Annotated in this window: 20 protein-coding genes and 1 pseudogene; 8 read left to right on the forward strand and 13 right to left on the reverse strand. The window is 57.2% G+C overall.

The annotated features are described in order from the left end of the window. Positions 1-119 precede the first annotated feature (119 nt). The 7 genes and pseudogenes from AC3WJD_RS05055 to AC3WJD_RS05085 all read left to right on the forward strand — a co-directional run. On the forward strand, positions 120-1,838 hold the full coding sequence (locus tag AC3WJD_RS05055; RefSeq protein WP_492745110.1) for an ATP-binding cassette domain-containing protein: 1,719 nt from the start codon (positions 120-122) through the stop codon (positions 1,836-1,838). 3 nt (positions 1,839-1,841) lie between these two features. Continuing rightward, positions 1,842-3,095 (forward strand): nucleotidyltransferase family protein, encoded by a 1,254-nt coding sequence (locus AC3WJD_RS05060; protein ID WP_492745112.1) that lies wholly within the window; start codon positions 1,842-1,844, stop codon positions 3,093-3,095. Positions 3,096-3,182: 87 nt separating this feature from the next. After that, positions 3,183-3,782, forward strand: a complete 600-nt coding sequence (locus AC3WJD_RS05065; protein ID WP_492745114.1) for an RNA polymerase sigma factor — start codon at positions 3,183-3,185, stop codon at positions 3,780-3,782. 10 nt (positions 3,783-3,792) lie between these two features. After that, positions 3,793-4,437 (forward strand): zf-HC2 domain-containing protein, encoded by a 645-nt coding sequence (locus tag AC3WJD_RS05070; protein ID WP_492745116.1) that lies wholly within the window; start codon positions 3,793-3,795, stop codon positions 4,435-4,437. Further along, complete coding sequence (locus AC3WJD_RS05075) at positions 4,434-5,705, forward strand: S8 family peptidase (RefSeq protein ID WP_492745118.1); 1,272 nt, start codon at positions 4,434-4,436, stop codon at positions 5,703-5,705. Before AC3WJD_RS05070 ends, AC3WJD_RS05075 begins: the two co-directional genes overlap by 4 nt. Beyond that, a complete protein-coding gene (locus tag AC3WJD_RS05080) occupies positions 5,620-6,414 on the forward strand; it encodes a TorF family putative porin (protein ID WP_492745120.1) in 795 nt (264 codons plus the stop codon). Before AC3WJD_RS05075 ends, AC3WJD_RS05080 begins: the two co-directional genes overlap by 86 nt. A gap of 192 nt (positions 6,415-6,606) precedes the next feature. Then, a pseudogene (locus AC3WJD_RS05085) lies at positions 6,607-7,725 on the forward strand (IS256 family transposase); the annotation flags it as partial. A 205-nt stretch (positions 7,726-7,930) separates the two neighbouring features. On the opposite strand, the gene AC3WJD_RS05090 reads toward AC3WJD_RS05085, so the two are convergent. Beyond that, complete coding sequence (locus AC3WJD_RS05090) at positions 7,931-8,938, reverse strand: glycosyltransferase family 4 protein (protein WP_492745122.1); 1,008 nt, start codon at positions 8,936-8,938, stop codon at positions 7,931-7,933. Between the two features lie 413 nt (positions 8,939-9,351). Here AC3WJD_RS05090 and AC3WJD_RS05095 point away from each other — a divergent pair, with 413 nt between their 5' ends. Beyond that, entirely contained in the window at positions 9,352-10,902 is a 1,551-nt protein-coding gene (locus AC3WJD_RS05095; RefSeq protein ID WP_492745124.1) for a hypothetical protein, read from the forward strand. A gap of 66 nt (positions 10,903-10,968) precedes the next feature. Here the strand turns inward: AC3WJD_RS05095 and AC3WJD_RS05100 are convergent, their stop codons facing one another. The 12 genes from AC3WJD_RS05100 to AC3WJD_RS05155 form a co-directional block, all read right to left on the reverse strand. Further along, the gene (locus tag AC3WJD_RS05100) at positions 10,969-12,186 is read right to left on the reverse strand and encodes a tetratricopeptide repeat protein (protein WP_492745126.1); all 1,218 of its coding nucleotides are present in this window, start codon (positions 12,184-12,186) and stop codon (positions 10,969-10,971) included. A 5-nt stretch (positions 12,187-12,191) separates the two neighbouring features. Beyond that, positions 12,192-14,417 carry a GumC family protein gene (locus AC3WJD_RS05105; RefSeq protein ID WP_492745128.1) on the reverse strand — a complete coding sequence of 742 codons (2,226 nt, stop codon included), beginning with the start codon at positions 14,415-14,417 and terminating at the stop codon, positions 12,192-12,194. 34 nt (positions 14,418-14,451) lie between these two features. Then, complete coding sequence (locus AC3WJD_RS05110; RefSeq protein ID WP_492745129.1) at positions 14,452-15,249, reverse strand: polysaccharide biosynthesis/export family protein; 798 nt, start codon at positions 15,247-15,249, stop codon at positions 14,452-14,454. Next, positions 15,215-16,630 carry an O-antigen ligase family protein gene (locus AC3WJD_RS05115; RefSeq protein ID WP_492745131.1) on the reverse strand — a complete coding sequence of 472 codons (1,416 nt, stop codon included), beginning with the start codon at positions 16,628-16,630 and terminating at the stop codon, positions 15,215-15,217. Before AC3WJD_RS05115 ends, AC3WJD_RS05110 begins: the two co-directional genes overlap by 35 nt. A gap of 189 nt (positions 16,631-16,819) precedes the next feature. Next, positions 16,820-17,827: a glycosyltransferase family 4 protein gene (locus AC3WJD_RS05120; RefSeq protein ID WP_492745133.1), complete on the reverse strand. Its 1,008-nt coding sequence runs from the start codon at positions 17,825-17,827 to the stop codon at positions 16,820-16,822. 56 nt (positions 17,828-17,883) lie between these two features. After that, positions 17,884-18,567: a class I SAM-dependent methyltransferase gene (locus AC3WJD_RS05125; protein WP_492745135.1), complete on the reverse strand. Its 684-nt coding sequence runs from the start codon at positions 18,565-18,567 to the stop codon at positions 17,884-17,886. Positions 18,568-18,655: 88 nt separating this feature from the next. After that, positions 18,656-19,864 carry an O-antigen ligase family protein gene (locus AC3WJD_RS05130; RefSeq protein WP_492745137.1) on the reverse strand — a complete coding sequence of 403 codons (1,209 nt, stop codon included), beginning with the start codon at positions 19,862-19,864 and terminating at the stop codon, positions 18,656-18,658. A 101-nt stretch (positions 19,865-19,965) separates the two neighbouring features. Then, positions 19,966-21,318 carry a capsular polysaccharide export protein, LipB/KpsS family gene (locus tag AC3WJD_RS05135; protein ID WP_492745139.1) on the reverse strand — a complete coding sequence of 451 codons (1,353 nt, stop codon included), beginning with the start codon at positions 21,316-21,318 and terminating at the stop codon, positions 19,966-19,968. A 31-nt stretch (positions 21,319-21,349) separates the two neighbouring features. Continuing rightward, a complete protein-coding gene (locus AC3WJD_RS05140) occupies positions 21,350-22,663 on the reverse strand; it encodes a lipopolysaccharide biosynthesis protein (RefSeq protein WP_492745141.1) in 1,314 nt (437 codons plus the stop codon). A gap of 3 nt (positions 22,664-22,666) precedes the next feature. Beyond that, positions 22,667-23,521, reverse strand: a complete 855-nt coding sequence (locus AC3WJD_RS05145; RefSeq protein ID WP_492745143.1) for a phytanoyl-CoA dioxygenase family protein — start codon at positions 23,519-23,521, stop codon at positions 22,667-22,669. Positions 23,522-23,531: 10 nt separating this feature from the next. Beyond that, on the reverse strand, positions 23,532-24,872 hold the full coding sequence (locus tag AC3WJD_RS05150; protein WP_492745145.1) for a class I SAM-dependent methyltransferase: 1,341 nt from the start codon (positions 24,870-24,872) through the stop codon (positions 23,532-23,534). Between the two features lie 231 nt (positions 24,873-25,103). After that, the gene (locus AC3WJD_RS05155) at positions 25,104-25,634 is read right to left on the reverse strand and encodes an acyltransferase (protein WP_492745147.1); all 531 of its coding nucleotides are present in this window, start codon (positions 25,632-25,634) and stop codon (positions 25,104-25,106) included. Between the last annotated feature and the right edge of the window lie 11 nt (positions 25,635-25,645).

Genomic DNA, 25,645 nt, shown 5'->3' on the forward strand with positions numbered 1-25,645 from the left:
CCAACTTGCACCAGCTTCGAGGAAGAACCCGCGAAGACGCAAGGGCCTTCGTTCAGGCATTCCTCCGCTTCGCCCGCTGGCGCGCGGCACATGCAGCATGTCTAGTTGGCCTGGGTGCCGTGTTTGATGGCATCAGCCTGTTGCTGCTGATTCCGTTGCTGGGCGTCGCACTGGAACACCGCAATGGGGTGGATGGAGGGGATAGTCTTGCAGCGCCCGTGTTTAGCCTCCTGCAAGGCTATGACCAGACCGGGCGGCTGCTGACACTTCTCGGCATATTCGCGCTTTTGATGGTCATTCGCAGCATCGTGATCTCCAGGCGCGACCGCGCGATCAATCACCTGCAAGTGGAATTCGTCGAATCCATCAGAATGCGCCTGGTTGATCGCCTTGCCGCCGCCGGCTGGCAGAACGTAGCGCGTATCAAACATGCGCGGGTGGTGCAGGCGTTGAGCGTCGAGATGCACCAGATCGGTATCGCTGCAAATGCGGCCCTCCTGTCATCGGTAGCGCTCGTCATGCTGATCGGCCATTCCGCGCTTGCATTGCTGCTGGCGCCGCTGGCCGGTTCGCTCGCGCTCGCATTTGCATTTCTGGGCGCCGTGATCAGCCGACCCTTTATGCGGCGGGCCCAGCTTTTGGGCAGGGCGATCACCGAAGCACATTTCGGGATGACCGACGGCGCCATTCTTTTCCTCAACGGCCTGAAGCTGGCCACAGCACAGGGGATCCAGCAGGATTTCGTCGCGGAATATGGAGCGGTTTCGTCCGCCGCCGTGCGCGACAGGCTCCTGTTCATGCGCCTTCAGACCAACCTCCGGAACATCACCGCGACGCTGGCGGCGGTGGTAGGAGCGGTGACGCTTTTGATCGGCGTAGCCATGTTTCACCTCCCGCCCGCGGTCCTGATCACACTCATCCTCATTCTGTCGCGAATGAGCGCGCCCGCGATGGTCATTCAGCAAGGTGCCCAGCAGATTCTGCACAGCCTGCCTGCCTACGGCGTGATTCTGTCGCTGGAAAGCGAGCTTGCCGGCGTGTCTCCGGCTGACAAGGCGGCAGCCGTGGATGCCCCTGGGGTGGTAGAAGACGGGCCCATCGTCCTGAGCAATGTGACGTTCCGCCAGACACCGTCGGACGAACGGCGCGCAGGGCTGGAGAATGTGAGTCTGATCATCCCGGCCGGCTCCTTCGTGGGTATCGTCGGTCCGTCCGGCGCCGGGAAGACAACGTTCCTTGATCTGGTCACAGGCATCGTTCCGGCGCAATCCGGTACGATACATGTGCACGGTCGCGAGCTCAGGGGTTCCACTATGGCCGAGCATCGGCGGCACCTCGCCTATGTCGGACAGGAACCTTTTCTTTTCGACGACACGGTGCGACGCAATCTTTGCTGGTCGCGGCCGGACGCGTCTGACGCGGAAATATGGGCGGCAATCGAATTCGTCGGCGCCGGCGATCTGGTTCGCCGGGCCGGCCACGGGCTTGACACCATGATCGGCGAGAAAGGCCTGCTGATTTCGGCGGGCGAAAGGCAGCGGCTGGCACTGGCGAGGGCCCTTTTGCGAGAACCCGGTTTTCTTGCGCTCGACGAGGCAACTAACGCGATCGATGTCGCAAGCGAGCGACTGATCCTGGAAAGGCTCGCCTCGCTGACGCCGAGAACAACGATCTTCATGATCGCGCATCGCAACGAAAGCATCTGCATGTGCGATCACATCCTGGAGTTCCCGGGTCCGTGCTTTTCATCCGTTGCGAGACCCGTCAAACGGGGCATCAGGCTCGCCCCCCCCCAGCACCCGCCCGCGTCCGATCGGGCATCGATGCTCCGGAGCTAGTCGGTGGAACTCGCGCTCGACACCTTCGACCTGCCCCCCGACGAGGTCGGTCTACGTTTTGAGTCGGCACGGGAATCCGGATCCCCGATGTGGCTTTGGCCAGATGTGACCATCGAACGCTGGCAGGCTGCCCTTCGCTCGATCGAAAGGACTATTGCGACAGTGCTGCGAGATGGTGCAGACACAGAACCGCTCGACGCGGATCCCGATACTCTGAGTGTCGCATGCTACACCTCCGGAACCGGACCACTGCTGGGTCACTGGGCCGAGCGAGGTCTGATCTCCCCTACTACAATTGTTGCGCCCTTACTGGCGTTGCACCTCGCGCACAACCGGTTGCGCATTGCCCGCATGACATCGGTAACGCGCGAAATTGTGAGCGCTCTCGCGGCGAAGGGCGTCGAGGTCACGGTCCTCAAGGGAATGCATACGGCACACACCTATTTCCCCGAACCCGGCGCGCGTCCCCAGTCCGACATTGACCTGCTCGTGCGCCCATCGGACGAAGCGGCTGCCGGGGAAGTGCTCTCATTGATGGCATTCGAGCCGGGAAAAGCCAGTCGCTGGCCCGCCGAGCGCGTTTGGCGATTGAGAGGCACACCGCAGGCGCCACGAACGCTATGCCTGGTGCATGCAGACGACCCCTGGACGATTGATCTGCATACGTCACTGAACCGTCGCACGCCAGTCGGTGGTCGTGTTGCGCGGCTGGAGCAGGTAAGGCCCGAATTCAATGGGGCGCGATGGACGTGCGATCCTAGAGCCGTGGTGCTCGATCAACCGCTCTGCGTTCTCCACCTGGCCGTCCATGCCAGCTGCAGTTTTGAAAGCCTGACGCTGCTGCGCATGGTAGAACTGATTAGCATCACCAGGCAGGATCGGGCGTCGGGCTCGTTGTCATGGGGCGCGTTTGTAGAACTGGGCCGACGCACGGGGACCCTGGCCCTTACGTACCCCGCGCTGCAATGCTGCGCGAGGATTTCACCCAGCACCATTCCCGTGGACGTTCTTGACCAGTGCCGGCGGGCAGCTCCCGAGAGCGTCCGGAGGATAGTCGATCGCCTCGAGCCCGCGCTGGCGCAGCGCGTCGAGCGCTGCTCGATCGCCGAGCGCTACATGTGGGCCGATACATGGGCATTGAGAGCGCAGCAACTTCCGCGCGACCTCATACCCCCTGGCGTTGCGTCGCTGTCAGATTTCTACAGTATCTATCGGACGCGCTTCTGGCGCTTGATGCGACGAACCGTGACGCGGTGAGTTCAAAGTCAGGATGCATGTTCAATGACGCAGCTAGGGAATTGAACCTTTGCGCGGTTCAAGGTCACTAACGCTGGAGAGCAATCGTTGACAAGACAGGGCGCGGCGAGCGGCGGATACCGGGCGCTTGCAAGTCTGAAAACGGCTCGTGACGAGCATCTGATTGCGCGAGTGCGTACGCGCGACGTGCAGGCATTCGAGGAGTTGTATCGCGACTATTACCCACGTCTCACGCGGTTCCTGTCCAACCTTGTTCGTCGACCGCAGATCGTGGAGGAGGTTCTCAATGACACGATGATGGTCGTGTGGAATCGGGCCGACAGTTACTATGGCGCCAGCAAGCTATCGACCTGGATTTTCGCGATCGCCTATCGACAGGCGATGAAGGCACTGCGGCGCCAGGATGAACCGGTTGAAGACGGGCGGGCAGCAGAAGGCGTCAGCCTAGAGCCAGGTCCCGACGGGCAACTCGGACAACGGCGGTCGCGGGCAATTCTGATGGACGCCATCAACGGCCTTTCAGCCGATCACCGTGCTGTTGTGGACCTGACCTATTTTCACGAGCTCGGATATCGCGAGATCGCGGAGATCATGGATTGTCCTGTCGATACAGTGAAAACACGAATGTTTCACGCGCGGCGCCACCTCAAACGGGTGCTGGCCGGCGAGTTGGCGGACTGGCTGTAGAAAGGTAAATATGGATCGCATCATCAGGTTTCACGAGGAGCCGCACGAACAAGTGCAGAAGTTGCTCCCGTGGTACGTGATCGGGCAGCTCGACGCTGACGAGGCAGCAGAGCTTGAAGCCCATCTGGCCGGCTGTGCCGAATTTCAGGCGGAACTGCAGTCGGAACGCGCGCTGGGCAATCAGGTCTCGTGTCTGTCAATCGATGTCGAGCGTGGCTGGGCCGCGCTTCGTCAGCGGATCCAGCTACCGAGCGACGAGGCTGCACGGAGCCATGCCAATACTGCGGTCCTGCGTACAGTATGCTGGCCCATCATGGCGCGGTGGATATTAGGCGCGCAGGCTGCAGCGATCGCTGTTCTCGGGCTCGTCATCGCTGCTCCGGAGGCCGACAGGTCGGCGCAGTATCATGCGCTCGGCCCACCTTCCGCATCGAATGCCGGCAACATGATCGTGGTTTTCCGGCCCGAAACGCCCGAGCGCGAGTTGCGTCGTTTGCTTATAGATTCCGGTGCACGCCTGGTGGATGGCCCGACAACTGCCGACGCCTATGTGCTGCGGGTGGCCGAAGCCGGGCGTGCCGCGGCGCTGGCAAAGCTGCGCTCACAGGCGGACGTCGTCCTTGCAGAACCCATCGACGCGAGCGAACGCGAGTGAACGGGCGTCGGCGCAGACTGATCAGCGCACTCGCCTTCACTTTGGCGGCCATTTGCCTGGCATTCATTGTACCTGTCCACGCCGAACCGACCAAGGTCATCGCTCCAGAGTCGCAAATTCTGGTGATGTTGCGCCTCGCCGAGCAGCACTACCGGCCAAATTCAGACTATGGCGGCGGTTATGGCGAGGATGTCTACCGCAAGGCTCGGCGACGCCAGGCAGCACGGATCGCCCGGGATTACGGACTGAGGCTGGTCGACAACTGGCCGATGCCGATGCTCGGTGTCGATTGCTTCATCATGGCCGTCACCGACAGCCGGACGACCGAAGAGGTGGTGGAGAAGGTGTCCCGCAACGCTGCTGTTGCCTGGTCGCAGCCGCTGCAGATGTATCGTGTACTGGGCTCGGCCTCAGGGCTCCGCGATCCGCTCTTTGCGTTGCAACCGGCAGCGCGAGAATGGCGGCTGGCCGACCTCCACGAGATGGCAACCGGCCGCGGCGTCACCGTCGCCGTCATCGACAGTGGAATCGATGGTGGACATCCCGACCTGCGGGGTCAGGTTGCTACAAGTAAGGACTTTGTCGTCGGCCGCGCTGCGGCGGCGGAGCGGCACGGTACGGCGGTCGCGGGCGTGATCGCGGCGATTGCCGACAACGGCGTGGGGATCGCTGGCGTGGCTCCCCGGGCGCGCCTGATGAGTCTGCGTGCCTGCTGGCAGAATCCGGAACAAAGCGCGGGGTCGAGGGATGCAGTTTGTGACAGCCTCAGCCTCGCAAGGGCGCTGTCCTACGCGATCGAACACAATGCGCGCGTCATCAACATGAGCCTGAGCGGTCCGCCAGATCAGCTGCTCACCAAGCTCCTGAAAACTGGCATGGCGCGAGGCATCGTGATCGTTGCGGCGGTCGATCCCCAACTTCCGCGGGGCGGTTTTCCGGCCTCGCAGCCTGGGGTGGTCGCGGTGTCCGACGCCGCCTTGCCCGCTTCGCCCTCGGGCGTCTACACTGCGCCGGGACGGGATGTGCCGACGACACAGCCAGGAGGACGATGGTATCTGGTCAACGGCAGCTCCTATGCGGCCGCGCACGTCAGCGGGCTGGTTGCGTTGCTCCGCGAACGGACCGCGTCGGGGCCCGCTTCCCGTTCCCTTGTCTCCACAAGAACAGGCGGCGGCGCAATCAATGCCTGCGCATCGCTTGTCCGCGCCGCCAGGCTTGGTGAGCACTCGTGCGCTGACACCAGTCCGACAGACGCTCAGCGCCGATAAATCACGGAGCGCGGCACGCGCTGCCTGGGCGAGCCTGGTGCTGGCACTTTACGCTTCGCCGGTAGAGGCGCAGGTCGCCGCGAGCGCCACTGTACTTAGCGAATACAGGTTCCGCGGTTATTCGATCAGCCGGGAAAGGCCGGTGCTGGACGTGGTGGCATCCTATGACGACGCTTCCGGAATCTATGCGAACGGATCGATCATGGGCGTGTGGTCGCCCGAGAGCGGCCCTGATTTGCTTGGCGCCACGGGAAACCTCGGCTACGCCAGGCGCGTCGGTTCAGGGCCAGTTGTCGATCTCGGGATCGTGCATACGGAGTATACGTCTCAATATAGTCGCGGCCGCGCCAGGGATTACACCGAGATTTATCTTGGTATCGTTACCAAGCATCTCTCCTCGCATGTCTATTTCTCGCCAAACTATCTGAGGCGTGGAGTGGAAACCATCTATGGTGATCTCGAGGCGGTGGTTCACCCAGCCCCGCACCTGCGTGTAACCGGGCATGTCGGCTTGCTGACGCAGGTGGGCGGGCCAAAAAACCCTTATGTGAACAGCACTCAATATGACGTGCGGATCGGAGCTGCGAGGCGTTTCGGTCCGTTCGATGTCCAACTGGCCTGGACAAGCGGAGGGCCCGATCGGGATTATTACGCGCACCGTCTGCACAGCAAAAGCCGGGTCATCTTCGGCGTTACCTACACATTCTGATCCACTGGCCGTCCGAACAGACAAGGCGAAGGATCAGGGTCGTGTCCCTGATGGTGGTGTAGCTCGGTGGTAGCGAAGCTGACCGACCGCGCGCTATCCACAAGCGCTGTAGCGGGCGGTCAGTTTCGCGGGTGGTCACCGGCGATCTTGGGATAAGCTTGGGTTGCGAAACTCAACTTACGGAGACCACCGATGACCGAGAGCAAGATGGACCTGCAGGCGCTGTTGGGAAAGAGCCCGGACGCGGATTTTCTGCGCGAGATGATCGGCTTCGCCGCCGAGCGGCTGATGGAGCTGGAGGTCGGCGGCCTGACGGGTGCGGGCTATGGCGAGAAGAGCGCCGAGCGGCTGGCGCAGCGCAATGGCTATCGCGACCGTGACTGGGAGACACGCGCCGGCACGGTCGAGCTGCGCATCCCCAAGCTGCGCACCGGCAGATTGAGCGGATTATCCTGTCTGGGGGACAGGCAACCTGCTCAATTCCCCTGCTTCCTCGAGCCACGGCGCTTAGCCGAGAAGGCGCTGACCGCGGTGATCCAGGAAGCCTATATCCAGGGGATCTCGACACGCTCGGTCGATGATCTGGTGAAAGCGATGGGGATGAGCGGGATCTCGAAGAGCCAGGTCAGCCGGCTGTGCTAGGAGATCGACGGCCGGGTGAAAGCGTTCCTCGATCGGCCCATCGAGGGCGACTGGCCGTACCTCTGGATCGACGCGATCTATATGAAAGTGCGCCAGGCGGGGCGCATCGTCTCGGTCGCGGTCATCGTCGCGGTCGGCGTCAACGGCGACGGTCGGCGCGAGGTGCTGGGGATGGCGATCGGGCCGTCGGAAGCCGAGATATTCTGGACCGACTTCCTGCGCAGCCTCGCCCGGCGCGGGCTGCGCGGCGTCAAGCTCGTCATCTCCGATGCGCATGAGGGGATCAAGGCCGCGGTGTCACGCGTGTTCAGCGCGACCTGGCAACGCTGCCGCGTGCATTTCGCGCGCAATGCCCTGGCGCATGCCGGGCGCAGCGGTCGCCGCGTCGTCTCGGCCTTCATCGCCACCGCCTATGCGCAGGAGACCGCCGAGGCCGCCAAGGCGCAGTGGCGCAAGGTCGCCGACCAGCTCCGCCCGACCGTCCCCAAGCTCGCCAGGCTCATGGATACCGCCGAGGAAGACGTGCTCGCCTATATGAGCTTTCCCGCCCAGCATCGCACCAAGCTGCACAGCACGAATCCCCTCGAGCGGCTCAATGGCGAGATCAAGCGGCGCACCGACGTCGTCGGCATCTTCCCCAACGAGGATGCTATCACCGGTCTCTCAGGAAGGGCAGAAGGATCGATAGCTTGAGCCAGCCGAGCGGCCTCTTGATGCACCTTGTAACCGTCGGCTCCGCTCCTTCCAACTGAAGGTATTGACGGCATCACAATGGATCACAGCTGAATCCGCACTGCCTCCCCGCGTTCCGACCGATGACCTCAGCTTGGAGCAGCGATTGCACTTGTCGCCGGCCGCGTTCGAACTGGGAGGTTCACATAGACGCCCGCCTGTGAGCTATCGCGATCACGACCCAATACAGGGTAAAGGATGCTACCACCAGAATCATTGTAATGCTCGGAAATGCTAACGAAATTCCAGCGGGAACAAGTACCATGAACCAGTAGCTCAGCAGCCCTCTGACCCAACCAAACCTTTCCAGCAAAAGGTGGTGTAAATGATCACGATCGGGCGAAAACGCAGATTTCCCAGCCCGGGTTCGCGTAACCATCAGCCGAATCATGTCACCAACAGGTATCATGAACATCAAACCGACCTGATCGGCGGAGCGCATAACATCCGAATTTTGATAGACGTATACAGCCAATAGTCCGACGCCGGAAGCGATACCGTAACTTCCTCCATCGCCCAAAAATAAGCGACCATTTAAATTGAAAATTAACAATATTGAAACAATTAAAGACAGCAAATAAATGAACACATATATATTTTCAGGAGCAGCCACACCCAACATTACGAGCCACCCCAAGCTTATACCCAGCACAAGCCCGTTTTTTCCGTCAGCAAGATTTACGGAATTGATGAATGCGACAAGCGCAACAGTAGTAATCAAAGGCGCGAGTGAGCCGAGAATTATTCCATCTCGATTACCATTCCAATTTATGACGCCTATCGTTAAATCTCGGAATGAAAATGTCACCATTGCGAATATTGCGGTCGATATTATCAATCTCTTATTAGGATGAACCAAATGGCGGTCATCGACCATTCCAAGCGCCGCGATGGCCGCTGTGCACGTAGCCATTGAAAGCAGCATCGGCCGCACCGCGCCGATACTAATCGCGCAAATAGCGAGAACTGCCGGGAAGAAAATGAAGACAAGGGCCAATCCGCCCAGCAAGGGCGTCGGATGAGCATGCGCCTTTCTCCCACCTGGAATATCCACCAATCCAATGGCAGGGGCGAGGCGAGGCCCCAAGAGACATAAGCTGATTGTGAAAACGCCAGCTAACAACATAACATATGTATCAATTGAGATCATGCCATCTGACATCCCATTCACTGCCACTCATTTGACCGTGACGTCCATCGGTTGCATAGCAGCCTCGCACTTCACCAGACAATCGGGGTGATTCTCGTAACTTGGGCCTTCTAGTCCGAGCTCTCGTCCTCCGCCAGCCGCTATTCCCGGCCAACCGCTACGAGATTGGTCCCGCGGCAGCATAAACGCCGAACGTGCGATCTTTTTCCTAAGGAGGAATTGGACAGCATGGAATAGTTAGGCATGCTAAAACGGGTTTTGAGATGAGATTGATCAGCTAGAAGCGCTCATATCCATTTCCGGCGAGGTGGGTCGCCAGACGACAAGTGTGCGACGACGAACGCACCAACCACTAGATGGATCAGGCCAGAGAGTACCGTCTGTCATGCCTTTCCGATTTATAGCGAGGAACCATGAAGCGCCGTAACTTCCTAAGCTCATTATTATTTGGGCTGCTTGGCACGTCTGCCGGATCACATGCCCATTCATTGGGCAAAGCGACCTCAAGGAAGGTGCAGGCCACCGACGCCAACTTGGGGAGGGGTATTGGCAAGGCGGCAGCGTCGGACGCGGCAGCGCTGCGGGTTCCCTTGGAAGAAACCGTTGCCCCCCTCCCTGACGCCGCGAAACGTTCGGGTAAGTATCTTGGATTTGGCACTTCCGGCGAACCACTTGCCGTCGGCGGTTCCGGACGATCATTTACGCTCGATACCGCCGCTCAGATTACCAATAATAAGCACGAAATTCACGCTATTGTAGAAAAGCTCGAGTTTCTTCCGAGTGGCAACGGCGCGATATCCCGATCGATATCGGCGCGATTGCGCGAAGCGTTTGTAGCGCCGGGTGACATGATGGCACCTGAGGGCGGCAGCGACGATGCAACGGCACAACTAACGCTTGCCGTTCAGGCTGCTGCAGACTTCAAGCGTCCATTAATGGTGAATGGAGTATATCGGCTGGATAGTCCGCTCGCGCTTCCATCCAATCTGACCATTACTGGTGGCGGAAGCCTACGCGCCAATCATGCCGGAGAAATGCTCACGAACGGCACGGACGGCATTTTATCCCGCGTAAATATTGAAGGACTGCACTTCGAAGCCGCGACCAAAGTAGCAAAGGCTATCAACGGCCATCGTTGGCAATATTGCAACTTCCGAAATTTACGCTTCTTGTCAGCTGGAGGTTTGTTCGATGAAGTCTTTTATTTCTCGAACAGCGCATATTGGAATACGTGCAAGGATATTGAGATTGAATGTGGCGTTAATTGCTTCAATCTTGGTGACGCAAACAATCTAATAATAGATAATATAAACTGGTGCCGGTTCGGCGATATCGGTATGAAGACGTTTCTGAAATTTCACGATAGTTGCTCAATGATTCACGGAAGAGCTCTATCAGTCGAAGGAATATTTCAAAACACTACGCTGATAACTCTACATCCCCAAGCATATGGAATAGACTTAGAGTTTCTAAGAATAGAAGGGCGCGTCGGATCGTCCGCAAACACATTCATGGACTTCAACGGATCCAAAGGCAATTTCCTGCGCATCCCTGCCGCGGTTTACGGAATGTACGGAGGTGCTCTGAAGAATGAGTCCGACAACGCCGTTACTTATCTCGATAGCTCGGGAGGCGGGTTGGTGCGGATGGGGGGAGCTCGCGCGATTGCGCCCGCTTCTGCAAGCGATCCCGACGTGGAAGGCTCCTTCAACTATCAGAAGGCATTGGGGCGTTTCCGCGCTTTTGTCGGCGGGGCGCGCTCAATCTTCTTCACACCGGCAATCGATAATCTCGAAATGAACGGCCACGATCTGACTGGCGTACAAGGCTTGGGCCTTTTGGATGGCGTGCCGCGGCCTCAAGCGAAGCGCGGGCATGCCATCCTCTTCATAGATCGCGCGGACGGCAACCTAAAAGTGTGCTTCGCCGACGGTACTTTAAAAACAATTGCGACCGACAAATGACGCCATGCCGCGCACGAGCAATTAATTCCGTGTCATAGAAATGGAAGGTTTAGCTCCGATCCCACCTTAACGGAGGGAAACTGATTCAATAACCAATTCTGCGCCGTCGGGTCCGTCGCCGCCGTCGACATTGAGTTCGAGGAGTTGAACAGGGCAGTTCGATGAAATCGTGGGCCCTTTGGGATCGCCTTGCCTGCCATCGCTGCGCCAGATCGAAGTCGCATCGGTGCCGCGCAAGCATTTTATTTCCCAATAAGAGCTCGCACCATTACTTGATCGCGCGAGATTCTGTTTCGCGTTGAAGCGATACGGGCCTTCACGAATAAACAGCATTTTTCGGGCAGCGAGACCTCGTTCGCCAGAAGCCGCAGACACATGCAATGTTCGCGCAGCCCCTTCATCGATCTCGGAAAAGGACGTACTGATGGATGCAGTATCCAACAATTGCCATGTAAGCGGCACAAAGCGGACGTTTGTGCTATCCTTGTCGAAGGCCGTCGAGGAGAGGACTTTTGTGCGCCCCTCTTTCAAGCTCAAATAGAATTTCTGCGCATCGAGAAACTTCCCAGTCGCGGCGAGCCGTCCCACGACCTGACTTTCCAGGCCGCGATAGACATCCTGATCCGGCAGACCTCCCGCGCGGGTGACAACTGCAGCCACGACCGGGGCGCTATTGTCCTGGTTGATGGCGTAGCTCAGAAAATACGGCATCCAGGGCGCCGCCGCCTTAACGTGCCGCACAAACTCCGCCTGAATGGCCGGATCCTCTATCGCAGTTGCCAAGATGGGAAAAAACGTCTGACCGAGTTCGGGGGTGGAACGAAGGGCTACGTCATAGTGGCTAAGCGCTGCCTTTACGTCATTAGCCCGCACAGAATATTCGATCAGCCACAGTTGTGCACCGACTTCACGACGTGACACCCGAGCTGCCAGTTCGATCAAGCGATGCGCTTTAGACAGCTCATTTCGTGCCTCGGTGGCATACCCCAGTAGACGCAGCGCACGGGCATTGACCCCCTGTTCGACTAACGACTTTCGAGCCAGATTGTCCACCTTGGTCATCGCCGCGCCGCTCGGGGTGCTTCCGAGCAACCCATCTGCACGAACAGCCAACGCTACGGGATCGTCCGGGATTAGCCTTAAGGCCAATGCTGGATTTTTCGTGCGGGTGATGGCGGCGACCGCGTTCGCAAACGCAAACCACGTCAGCACGCCGCCGAAAAGCAGAACTAGCCCCCGCTGAATCTTGCCTTTGCCGCTGGATCTCGCCAGCGTGGCGGCCACCGTCCTCATCGGCCGGCCGACTCTGTCGTCGCGTTGTGACCATAGCCATAGCCATAGCCATAGCCATAGCCATAGCCCGCCTGCCGATGCTTGAGCTTGGTCAACACGGCACCGTATATGTGTGCATGAACCGAGCGCAGACGGTCCAGCGCGGCCTTGACGCCGCGAATGGCGACCCCTTCGGCTTCGATCACAAACACACAGCCCTCCACCGCGCGCGACAAGAGCGGCGCATCGGCAAGACCCAGTATCGGAGGTGAATCGATCACGACATGGTCGAAATGCTCAATGAGACGCTGAACAAGCATCAACATCCGATCGCTGCTTAATAGTTCACCGGCGCTCGGCGGCATTGGTCCGGCAGACATCAGTCGGAGCCCCTTAAATGGAGTCGGAGTGATCAGATGCTCCCAGCTGTTGTCTCCCGCAAGAAAGTTGCTCAAGCCGACCTTGTTTTCTACGCCGATGAAGGAGTGGAGCGAGGGCGAACGCATATCAGCATCTATAATGAGGACGTTTTTGCCCGTCCGACCGAGTACAGTTGCAAGCGCAAAGCTCGTCGTACTCTTGCCTTCGGTCGGCCGAGTGCTGGTGACCATCAGTGCCCGAGGTAATCCATGGTCCGTCGAAAAAGCCAAGTTAGATCGGATGCTAAGATAAGCTTCGGAAAGCATCGACTTTGCATCACCGAGCATCTCGAGTGCGTCATGGTCTTCCACATCGGGTACGCTGCCGAGAAGCGGCAACTGAAGGAGTCGGCCAACCTGACCAGGTTCCCGCAGACCCTCGTCGATTTGTTCGAGCGCGAAAGTTACAGCAGCCGCCACACCCAATCCAGCGAGTATCGCGAGAGCCAGGTTAAGCGGGAGGCTTGGAGCCGACGGGCTCTCAGGCACTTTCGCCAGATCTACGATCGCGATGTTATTTGCGCCCACACCGGCAACACCAATCTCCTTATAACGCTGTAACAGGCCGTCATAGAGTTCCCGATTAGTGTCCGCTTCACGCTGATAGATATTGTACTGAATGCTGTCACGCTGCTGTAGGTCCAGCCGCTTTTTCAGCACATCGACCTGACCCCGCAGGCCACGTTCGCGATCAAGCGCCTCTCTATATTCAGCATTATGCGTCCGCGAGACGCGGTTTTCTTCGCGCGCAATACTGACATCAAGCGCGCGCAGTTGCTCCGCCAACGCGCGCACGGTCGGGTAGTCCGGTTCGAACTGGACCTGCAGCTTCGCATATTCGGAAGCCACCTCTGCTCGTTTCTGTCGAAGCGATGAGATAGCGAGGTTGGACAGCGCATCCGATGACACACCACCACCGCTCTGCCTCGACCGACTTTCGGCGGCGACGCGTTCGGCGGTAGCCTTCACGAGTGCGTCATTCAACGCCTGAAGATCGTCCGAAACCAGCGTCCGATCAGTGCGTGTCTTGCCGTCCGGCCCCTCGGTCTTGCTGAGAGACACGATACCCTTGTTCGAAGCATATCCCACAAGGTCGCGTTCTGACTGTTCCAGGCGCGAACGAAGGTCTGCAAGCCGATGCTCCAGGAATTTCCGAGCGTCCGATGTCGAAGCAAAGCGCCTGTCCATGCTTGCCTCGATAAACTGCTGCGTCCAGCTATTCGCGATCTGCGCTGACAGCTCAGGTGATGCCGATGTGTAGTTAATATCGACGAGGCTAGAACCGCGAATTGGAGAAATTTCAATGTGCGTCAGCAAAAGGTCAACAGCCGCCTTTTCGCGCTTCGCCCTTTCCGCATTTGTAAGCGGCTGACCTGATCTGTCAGTGAACAGCGAACTTTCGCCAGCAGACGCACCGTGCGCATCAAAAAAGCCATTGTTGGTCGCGAGCCGTAATTCCTTCGACACGCGCTCGGCTAGCGATCGCGCCTCCAGCAGCGCGTATTGGGTTTGATAAAATTCGAGATCCCGCCCGGTCTCTTCGGACTCAACCCCTTCCACCTGGGTAATATTCTTTTGAGTGCGACTGATCTCGATACGAGCCTTTGCAGAATATTGAGGCGTCATCAGCAGCGTAATGATCAGACCCGCCACAACAGAAGCCGCAACTATGCCGATAATAGCCCACTTCCAGCGAACAACGATCTGCCAATATTCCAGCAGCAGAGGAGGAGCTAACGGCTGGGCACTTTGTTCGTCGTCTGCCCCTTCGAAGCCGACGACCGTTTGTGAATTGCCCAAGGGGCCTGTTGTTTGCAGCATCATATTTCTCGAATTCTTGATTTGATCAAATCAGGCTTCAGTTTCTATTCAACAGCGCCACAACGACGTAAGTAAGCGTAGGCATGATCGCCAGCGCATCCTTGAAAATCCTGCGCGCTTGCGAATCGCCGACCACGACCACATCGTTCGCGTAAATCTCCGGGTCATCATAATAGCCACGACGGATAGATTTCAGATTGTAGAGCGCCGCCATTTTCTGACCGTTGACTGTTCGGAAAATAACGACATCGTTCAGCTTGGCAAACTCCGCGGTGCCCTTGGCGGTTGCTACCGCTCGCATCAGAGTCATTCGGCCAACCACCGGATACAGACCGGGTTCCTCCACCTCTCCATCAATCGTCATCACCTGGCTGACAGTTTCCTTGAGATTAACCGTGACTTGGGGGTCCCGCACAAAGCGCCCGCGGAGGCGCTCTTCCAGAATATTCTCCAACTCAGCAGGCGTTTTTCCGGCAGCTTCGACAACGCCGGCGAGCGGAAAGGAAATCCGGCCGCCAGCGTCCGTCTGGATTTCCTTGTTGCTGAGTTCCTCGATGCCAAAGACATCGATGGTGAGTTTGTCGAAGGGCCCGATCAAATATGGGCGATTCTGTTCGAACAAGTCCGCGCGTCCGGGCGGGGGAAGCACACCGGCCTGGGCGACTTGGAGATTCGGACTACCACCCAGGTTGGGAGACCCCGCGCATGCCGCGAGCGTAAGTGCAGCCAAACACAACGCAATTCTTCCGATCATCAATCCACCCTTAAATGCCATTTCCCGCCTGCTTCCGAAAAAAGAGTCAGGCACGTTCACCAATTCTCGACGCAGGGTCATCACGCACTTCCTGGCCCGAAAACGCCGTCGCCATCCACATGGCCGCGACGACCAATAGGCTGGCCAGAGAGGGAACGCGCAAGGGATAGTCCACGATACTGGCAAAGGCCAATATGAAGATGAGAACGGCACCCTGACGCCCGAACACTAGACCTCTGCCACCTGAGCGCTGCTTGCTGAAAAGCCGAATGCTCGCCCAACCCCAGGCTGCCGCAGCCGCGAGGAGGAGAAGTAATGCTGGAAGCCCCCCGGTCATGAGAATCTCGAGTAAATCATTATGCGCATGATTCGCGTATGAAGTCTCGATAAGGTTCAACGGTTCATCCAGACGAAAAACTTCGACGAAGCTTCCAACGCCTGACCCCACCGGGAAATACTTCCCGATCATTGCAAAAATGGGCGTCCAATAGGCAAGGCGAACATCCTGCGTCGGGTCAATCGTAATCAACCGGGACAGAGCTTCGGCGCGCGACATGAGGATCGTCAACGCCCCCAGCCCTAGTACTAGCAGCGCCCCATATACGTAACGCGGAGCGATTTTGTGAAGCTTGCGCTTTGCCGGTTTCTCAAAACGCGGGCGGCGGTAGAGCAACGCAACCGAACTCAGGCCGACAAGACCGGCTATCAACCCCGCGCGTGACCCCGTCACTAGCAGCAGGGGAATCAGCACGACACCAGCACCGACCGCGATCATCAACCTGATCCGCGCCTGCTCAACCGACTTCAAACCAGTGGAAGCATAGACGGCAAGCATCGGAAACAGCGAGGCGAGTAGAACCGCTTGGTGATTGCGGTTCGCAAACAGGCCCACGGCCGAGCCGTTATTGGTGATCCGGTAAAAATAGAGCGGCCCTTCAGCAGGCCCGATGGATTGCAACAACCCCAGAAACCCACTGAAAAGCCCGATGATGATCAGGACGAGCTGCAACTGGAACAACTGGTGACGGTTGACCTGCACTGCCAGCACGAGAACCGCCAGCGGCACCAGCAACGAATAAAGCGCGTTCCACGTCGCAGAAGGAACAAGACTAATCGGCCGCCAGACTTCACCTAGCGTGGCCACCTTGTCTATCTCGGCGGCTAGCTCACGCCCAGGCAGCGCGGCCCAGACCGAGGGAGGCAAAGGTATCAGGTGAATGGCCACAAGCACCAAAACGGCACCCGCAAATACAAAAAGGTAACGATGGGTCCGGATATGTGCCGGCGTGAGCTCCCATAACCCGAAACAAATGGCCAACGCGGCAACGGGCCGCAAGATAGCGAGCGACTGAACATCACTCCTCGCGCTTCCGCCCATAAGAAATACAACGCCGAGAAAAAACACCAACACGTTAAACGTCAGTGCATCGCGGAATCGGTCAAGAAAATGTCGTCTCACCACAAACCGTACCTGATCATATCGTCATCCGCCGGAGCGTCTCTGCACCAAGGCAGAATCATGTGCCTCCATGGCCGATGCTCGGCCCGTTGGCAACAGTGGCCTCGGGTCCATATGGGCCCAAAACAAATACTGAAATCGTGCGCGGGCGTGCCCGGAACGACGACGCGGATGGAGGTCACACATCCCCCCTTAGGATGTACAGACCGTGCGATATACGAATTCATACTCGCTGGCCGTTTTCGACCAAGTGAAATGCGCAGCCCATTTCCGGCAGGCATCCGCAATCTGTTCGAAATCAGCGGCATCCATACACGCTAGCCTTTCCAGTTGCTGGGCAAAGTTCGACGCCCCGAACAGAAAACCCGTTTGCTCGTGACGGATAACCTCGGTAAGTGCACCGCTCGCGGGTCCTATCGACGGGCGCCCGAACTGAGCTGCCTCGATTACCGGAAGACAGAAAGTCTCGTAGGTCGAGGCGGTCACAAAAGCACGCGCTCGAGAAAACAAGGCAGGAAGCTCCTCTCTGGTTTTGACGCCCAGAAACCGAACCCGCGGATCTCTACAGTTGCTCTCCAGTCGCTGGCGATCCGCCCCGTCACCCACAATCCATAACGGAATCTGCACCGCCGTGGCACAGTAGAACGCGATAAGCTGATCGACCGACTTGTCCGGATCGATACGACCGACATACAAAAAATAGTCGCCAATCCCAGCATGCGGCGCCTCCGTGGAGTTGGGCAAAAATTCGACGCCATTATAGACAACACTAGCATCCCCCCTGCCCGCCGCATGCGCTTCTGCTTCGAGAGATTGACTGACGAGGGTCACCGCGCGGCTTCTGCGCAGCGCACGCCTAATAGCGACATCACGGACCGCGCGGCTGATCCATTCAGCTACGCTGCGGCCAAACATGAAATTGAGTCGTCCACGATAGCCATGATAGGTCGTAATCAGGCGACGCTTGGGAAGAATTAAGCTCAATAGCGCGTGATGGCAATTAATGACATCGAATCTGTCAGCTTGCCGATACAACGCCCAAACCAACGCGACCGCATTCCTCCAGCGCTCGAATACGCCACCAATCGTCGGTGCCACGATCAAATTGCACCCCGGGACTGTCAACGTTCCGCCAAACGGTGCAAAAACGGACACGTCATTATGATCGGAAAGCGATTCTGCTAACTTTTGAACGACCAAGTCCGACCCTCTTCCAGGCCTCAGCGTCGTATTTACAAGTGCAATTTTCACGATGATCAAGTCTTCTTAGAGCTAGATTTTTCCGCGATAAAGCAGAAGCTCCCCGAATATTGAATTTTGAGCAGATTGATGTCCTCCTTCGTTGAGCCGAAAACGAAGCCGAGTGCATCAAGCAACGCATAGGGAATCGACCAGTGGGAGAAGAAAGACCAGAAGCCAAAACCGCCCAACATTTGTCGGAAAATTTTGTAGAATCCATCCGAGGAATGCCGCAGAGCAACGGGCTTCATGGCCGCATCTTTCAAAATAAACGCCATGCCGAACGGCGTAAAGTTGAAAACGCTGAAAGAATGATAGGGCTCAAGATAAGCGACCGATCCAACAAAAACCGCGTCAGGCTTAAGAACGCGCCGAACCTCACGCATCAATTCATGCGGGTATCGCACGTGCTCGAGAACCTGGTGGCAATAAACCATGTCAAAGCTCTCATCGTCAAAAGGGATGCGGATTCCGTCAAAGCTTACCATCCGCGGGTCGGCCTGCCTTCGCGAAGCGACCTCAGGAGAGTCTTCGATGTCCACGCCGTGCCATGCGATGGTTGGATCCAGCTCGCAGAACCAAGCAGCGGACGCACCTTCACCGCAACCAAGATCTAGGACGCGCAACCCTGGCCCCATCTTGAGGGCAAGCTCCGAGGCCAGCTCTCGCGCAGATACCTGCTTTGTCGCGGATGAATCCATAAGGCTTCGCAGTTCGGCATATCCCGGTAGCCGACGCGCAATACGATTTAGCAAGATGATCGTCCCCAATAGAATTAAACAACAGCGCCTATAGCAGCCTTGCAAAGCTAGGTGACGCACGCTTTCGAAGCGGATGCGGAACCCGCTGAGCGGATGACACACGTTTCAAATGGGCATTAGACATGCCGACCAGCATTCCGGCGGCGCCCCAGAGGAGCAATGCCGAGGGGGCGGTTCGCGCGACCGAATCCACCGCTGCCCAAAGCAGCAAACCTCCGGTCACCGCGATCATGCCGCATGCCTGCCGCTGCAGCAACGCATCGCCTTGCTTGGCGATCTGCCACAGAGAGCCGAGCAGTTTCCACCAAATTCGGGCGAACAGAAACAACCCAACCAGACCGGTCTCAAGAAGCACACGCAGCCATTCATTGTGCGGCTCCTGATCGAGCCCCAAATGGTCAAAACCCAATCCGCCACCCAGCATCAGGAATGCCGGTTCGGACAGAAAATCGAGGTAGCTGAGCCAAGTCCGTGCACGCCACGTCAGTGAATTGTCGTCCTGCCCAAGCTCGCTGATACGAAGTGCGAGTACATTCTCTGCGAACAGCACCAATAGGTAAATTCCGAAAACTGCCGCCACGATCCAGGAAAAGCGGAGTTTGAGGGTTCCCGCCGCGCGCGCGCGGATTACAACATACAGTGCGAGCGAGAACACAAAGGCGACCATGCCGCTCATCGAAAAACACGCCACTAGCAGCGAAATCGCTACGAATATTATTACACGTCGTAGAGCGCTAAGACGGGCCCGGCTGCTCCACATCAAAATACCCGCAAAAACAAGGAGCATGGCCGCCATGACGTTGGGGCTCGACGTGCCGCCGTATACGCGCATAATGCCGCCCACGTCTCGACCCGTGCCTGTAGCAAGCTGCATCAACGCAATAGCTATTGTCGGCAACATTGCCCATGTCAAAATAGTTATTCCGCGCGCTGCCACACCGTCGATCGGCTGACCGTTGTATATGCCTCCGATATACACACCGAACACATAAATATACAAAAAGCTTAGGCAAACTGCCAAAATATACATTCCAGCCAAGAATCCTTCATTACCGAATTCTTGCGTACTAATGAACAATCCTACAAACTGAAAAACAATAAAGGCGAGATGGGCGCGCGCGACCGGGCTGTTGTAAATCATGCGAGACCAGCCGCCTATCATCAACATGAACGGGGTGGCAAGAATCAACCACGGGATAATTCCGAAATAGCTGAGCTGACGCCCCCATTCATCCACAGCTTCTCCGCTCGCCGCCGCGCCGCGGGGCCAGTCCGATATGAAGCGAAAGGTAAGCCATGCCCAGAACAGTATGAGCGTGGGCAGAAAGGTCGAACGTCTCAGGGGGTGTCTCCGAGGTGATCCAGTATGGACGACACAATCGCATTATAATCGATCGGGTCACGATTGTAGCTGCAACGCTTCATTTCGCCGTAAAGGTCGTATAAAATGCGATCAACCGCTTCGCGATCCCATTTCCGGTCGCGCAGGGCAAGCAGCTTCTTGGGCAGGTCCCTCGGATCGTCGAGATGCTCGGTCATGCCGAGACGCCCGAACGTCCAGTTGCCCAGCACCAGCACAGGCTTGCGGTGCAGCATGGCTTCGAACGCCACGGTCGAGTTGATCACAATCACGCCAGCGCTGCGCTTGATGACCTCATGTGCGTTGACCGAACCCTGCAGCAACACAACCCTGTCTAGCTTTGATATCGCCCGCAAAAACGACAAGGGAACCGCGCCATCGAGACCGGGATGGAGCTTTACGACAAGCTTCATCCCGTTCGGCATGACACGATTAAGATGCTCGAGAACCCAAGCCTGATCATAATATTGTGGATTGCGCACGGTGATCTGGGAGTCGTCAAAAACGTGCAGCGGAAAAAAGTAATAGGGTTCATCGGGAATTGTTCGCGTGGCCCTGAAATTAGCAATTGCGTTGCGAAACCGAAACCATTGCATCTCGAGCCGGCGACGCACGAGATCATCAATGAATTCAAATTCCTTGTTTTTTACCAGCGATCTCAGGAACGCACTTCCCTCGGACCATTGCCGCATCCCGACCAGCGGATAATGCACGACCTCACGACGATCCCTGATCCGAACGAGCAACTCCTGAAAATCATCAAACGACACCTCGTCGGCGACATTGGATTGAGGCGGCCCCTCCTCGTCACGTTCGGACCAGATGCTACCGTGAAGGAACGTGCGTCCCTTGAAATGCCCTGGAAACGTACCGAAAAAAACTGTGCGTACCCCGGTCGTCTTTGCCTCGTGGACGGCGCACTGGCGGATAAGCTCCGCACCTAACTTGTGGATCATGCAGCCAATGCGCACGTCCCCGCGCAACCGTGCAAAGCCATCCAGTATCGCGGCGGCGCGCCGAGCAAGCTTCGGCCTTCGCGTCATATAGTAACGCTGCTCAGGGAATGTGAAATCGCGCAACGTGGTTGGGAGTCGGGCTTCCAGCGCCGCCCATTCCGATTCGTCGAGCGGTTGCAGCGGCCCAGGCTGACGCAGATTCAGGAACTCGACCCCGGCCTCGTTGTGCAGCCGTTCGACATAGGTGCTCACATAGCCGACGACAGCGAAAGATTTGCCTAAACGTGACAAGGAGTCGCGCAGTCCGCATATCAGCGGGACGTCGCATTCATTATAGGACGTAATATATACGAAATCGATATTACGGATCGTCATTAAACTGTTCGCCTTCGAGATATCGCAAACATCAAGTGTCGGAATGGAGCGCGGAAGGCATATGCGCCTGCGGGGAGCCATCGGCCTGAGCGGGAGGCTCCGTCAGACTGCGCCCGCGCTGATAGCGATACGCTTGCCACCCTAAAACAAGGCACACCGTTCCGTTGGAAATGGCGCTAACCACCGCGGCTCCCGTGATTCCGAACCCGGGCACAGCAAGCACATTCAGCAAGAGCGCCAGCAGCGTAACAAAGACGAGCGTCGACGCCAGATATCGATCCTGCCCAACGCTGTAGAGCGTTTGATATGGCATCTGCCACAAGGCATTCAATGCGGCGGCCGCGACCAGTATTGCAACGAACGTCGGGCTTGCGGAAAACTCGTCCTTGCCAAGCAGTATAGGGATCCAAGCCGCCAGCAGCAGTATCACCAGCCCTGTTACGATCGAAATCATCACCGTGCGCTTGAGAAACTGGCGCTGCAGTTGAAGAAACTCGGCGTCGCGTTTGCGTTTGTAGGCTTCAACCATGCGCGGAAGAAAATGCATCCCCGCCATTGCGTACACGACAACAGGCAACAACGCTGCGATGCTCTGCCAAAACGTGTAAAGTCCAGCCTGAGCGAGCGAGACCTGTTGCGCAATCACGAAACGGTCGAGATAGGCAAGACACATGGTCGCAACGGACGTCAGATAGAAAACCTTGCTGACATGCAACCCTCGCCTGATCCAAGCGCCATAGTGGGGCGGTAATCCAGTGCGCGTTCCTCGAAAGGTATGCAATAGCAGGACGGTCCCCAGAACGATGGCTGACAAGTCCGCACATAGCCACATGAAATAGAAGCTTTCTGCGGACGCGCTCATCATCCGAAGATAGATCGCGGCCGCGCCTGCCCAACCCCACAGGCCTGTTTTCACCGCGTAGATGATATTGGCCGCATTGGGCCGCTTCAGGACAAGAAAGGCTCGGGACAGTTCCTGCGCCAGATGGTCGCAAACAAGGATGCTGACGAACCATATCAAAGGTATGCCCAGCATGCCGGAGAACGACAGCGCTCCTCCCACCAACCCTAGGATGAGCACCACTGCATATATGGTTCCGTCAAGCGCCGCCTGGCCGACAATCACACGCGCGCGCCCCGCCATCGTTCGCCGGGCAATAAGCTCGCGAATGCTGAACAAGTGAAAGTCTAGGCCAATTACAAACAGGAAGATGTTCACAAGCCCGAAAAAGAGGCCAAAAGCGCCAACCTCATGAGCTCCACTGGCATCCGCCAACACTGCCAACGCGACAAATTTTCCGCCGACAGCAGAAAGCCGCAAAATGAGCGAAATCAAGCTCTGCATAAATCAAGCGATATAGCGATTGATATAGGAGTCGAATTCGCTCTCAGCATGGCTCACGGCTTGCGCCCGCGCAAAGACGCTCGGAAAACTCGTGTATCGCACCTGAAACAGCAGGCGCGGCTCAGCCGTTGGCACCGCCCCTTTGTGCAACCCGAATGTATCCTCCAGGAACGCAGTTCCGAATTCGCCTGTCATCGCACGCGACGCATTGTTTCCGAACACAGAAAGGACTTCCGCATCCCGATAGCGCCTCCGCTTTTCGATCAGCCTGTTGTCGCGCTGGCTTCCGCGCACAAAAACATGCGCGCCGTCACTATGCCCGACGTCGCTCAGATAGACGAACAGCTTGACGAAGCGGATTGCATCGTTGTCACGATGGAAAAACTGCTCCTCCTTTGGAGCCGGTCGATTTGGCAGCGACCACCACGCGATTACGTCGTCGATCGTGGGGAGGCATCCGAGATAGCTGGACGCAATTGACAAAACCAGTGGATGATTCGCAACGCGCTGTGCAAGCGGGAGTTGAGAGACCCCCCTAATGCGTGCATTATTGGTTCCGGGCGGCGCATCAGCGAAATCGAAATCACCCAATTCGGGATTCCAAGGATCGAAGCAGGGCATTTGTGCCAGCTCCGCGCGCAAGGCCCGAAGAACGTCGATCGGCATCAGAGGGGGAAGCACCACATTGCCCGCCTCATCCAGCTCCGCGAGAAGGCCGGCCGCCTCATCAGCGAGCGGAAGAGGCAATGGCAAAAAACGCGCAACGACGCGATTGAGCGCCTCGCGTTGCTCGGAGCGCCTGACCCGTTCCTGCATATGATTCATCAAACGTCGCGCAAACATCAGCGCCTTCTCCACACGGCCGCGATTATGCTAGAGTTTCACGCTGCAGCGCAAAACCGATCATCAAAACTTCTTTTGACAGATAATGAACGTCGCCTCGGCGGAAAGCGCGCTTCAGTCTTTGAACTTGAAACAGCCGCGGCCGAATATCATCGTAAAACAGGTCTATTCGGACCACCTTAAACCCCATTCGTTTTGCACGATAAAAAATAAAATCAAGAGCGTCATTGGCACTGAATATCCATTCATGGCGATCGAATATTGGCGCAATTGGTAAATACATATTTCCCAACGGATCGCCAAATTTATTAATCGATTTTCCCTTCCAGACGCCACTTTCGATAAAAAGACTACCTATAAAATACTCATTAGAGATAGAAAGCATTTTATCGAAGCATTGATGTATTCTATTTAAATGCTCAAGCACCTCGAAACAAAGTACGGTATCAAACGATCGATCACCAAAAGGCAAGTCTTCCTTGTCGAGATCAATAAGATAGTCACCAAGCCCTTGTATATCTACACCGACATATTTCGTTTGTGGTCCTATACGCTCGCTGACGCCCCTGATATCACAACCGACGTCTAACACCGAAGCGGTCGAAAGATAAGGATGTTTATACATATCGCCAACAACGTATTGCCGCGACACACGACCCGGATATTTATTCAAATCCCGGATCGGCATATAGTTAATTTCGCAATTTTTCCAGAAATATTCGTACTTTCCGGGGAGATGTTTGATCAGATCTAAATCAAGCTGTTCACGAAAACCATAGTGCACGCCCTCGAGGTTTTGCTGCAGATTTGCATAGAGGAAGCGCGTACTGCGACCAACGCCGTCCAGCTGCACGACTGTTCGTTTGCGATAGGCGTCGCACAGCTCGTCGCGAGAGCAAATCGGATGCATGCCGAGCTTCGAAAGAGTTTCCCGCAACTCTGCAGCGCGTTTGGACTCGATATATTTGGGGATGTAGATGTTGCCCGTCCACAGTACCACGCTCAACACTAGGCGGGATGTTTCGACACAGTCGACATGTACCGGAAAGCTGAAGGGCGGCACGTGCGGCGGCGCGCGTCCGTCCAGGCGCATCAACACAACGGTCGCTTCGATATCGCTCGCGCGGTGCGCCACCTCCGAAAGGGCCCGTAGATCCTCGAATACGTTGGCCAGCTCTCCGTCATCAAAGACCGGAATCGATATCCGAAACGTCTCTCCAATCTTGTAGCTGTGTTGCCGTCCAGAAAACAGGAACTGCTCAACGACAGGCTCAAGGTAGCGTTCCGACAGAAATCTGAGAAATCGTCGGGAGCCCATTGACTGCAGCCGGTGAGCCCCACGGCTCACTAGATTTGCAACACCCATGCGCAGCGTCCATGTTCTAGACCGAATGTGCGCCCGGCACCGCAGCAAGCTCCGCCAGGCTCATCATGCCGATCCAATCCCAAAACAATTACGGCTAGAAGTCGTCATTCGGCGATACGCGCTTGCCACAGAGTCCGTCCAGATTTTTTGTGAGACCATATGGGATTGCGCCAGGGCTCTGCCGAGCTGCCACTTCACCGTGACGGGTGATCAGCGCGCAGCAGCCGAGCATCATACTGGTTCCATCGCTGTTGCTTCTGCCCGCTGCTCGATTACCCGCGCTGGCACTCCGGCGACGATTGCACCCGCCGGCACGTTCCTTGTGACAACCGATCCCGCTGCCACCACCGCCTGCGCACCAATCGATACACCTCCCAAGACCATGGCATTGGCTCCGATCCACGCGCCCCGCCCGATCCGAATTGGCTGCGCCTCATGTGGGTAGGGAAGCGCCTCCCCGATCGCAAGCGTTGCCGTCTCGATGGTCACTCCGCGCGAAATTCGCACGTGATCCTCCAGAATCACAGCCGACATTGCGCCAATGCTAGCATACGGCCCGATGAGAACATGATCGCCAATTGTGATATTCTCAGGGTATTTGAAAACTGTAGTGATATCGCAATTGAACCGCGAAGTAGGAAACATCTTCCGAATGCGGGCATAGGTGCGAAAGCGCTGAATGTAATAGCCCAACTTTTCAAACAGATCGAGAACCCAGAGCACCGGGCGTGCAAACAACAGCTTTTCCCAACTCTCGTTCATGTGGCGCCGCC

This window comes from Sphingobium sp. FW306-1B-F04DB (genome assembly GCF_058781925.1).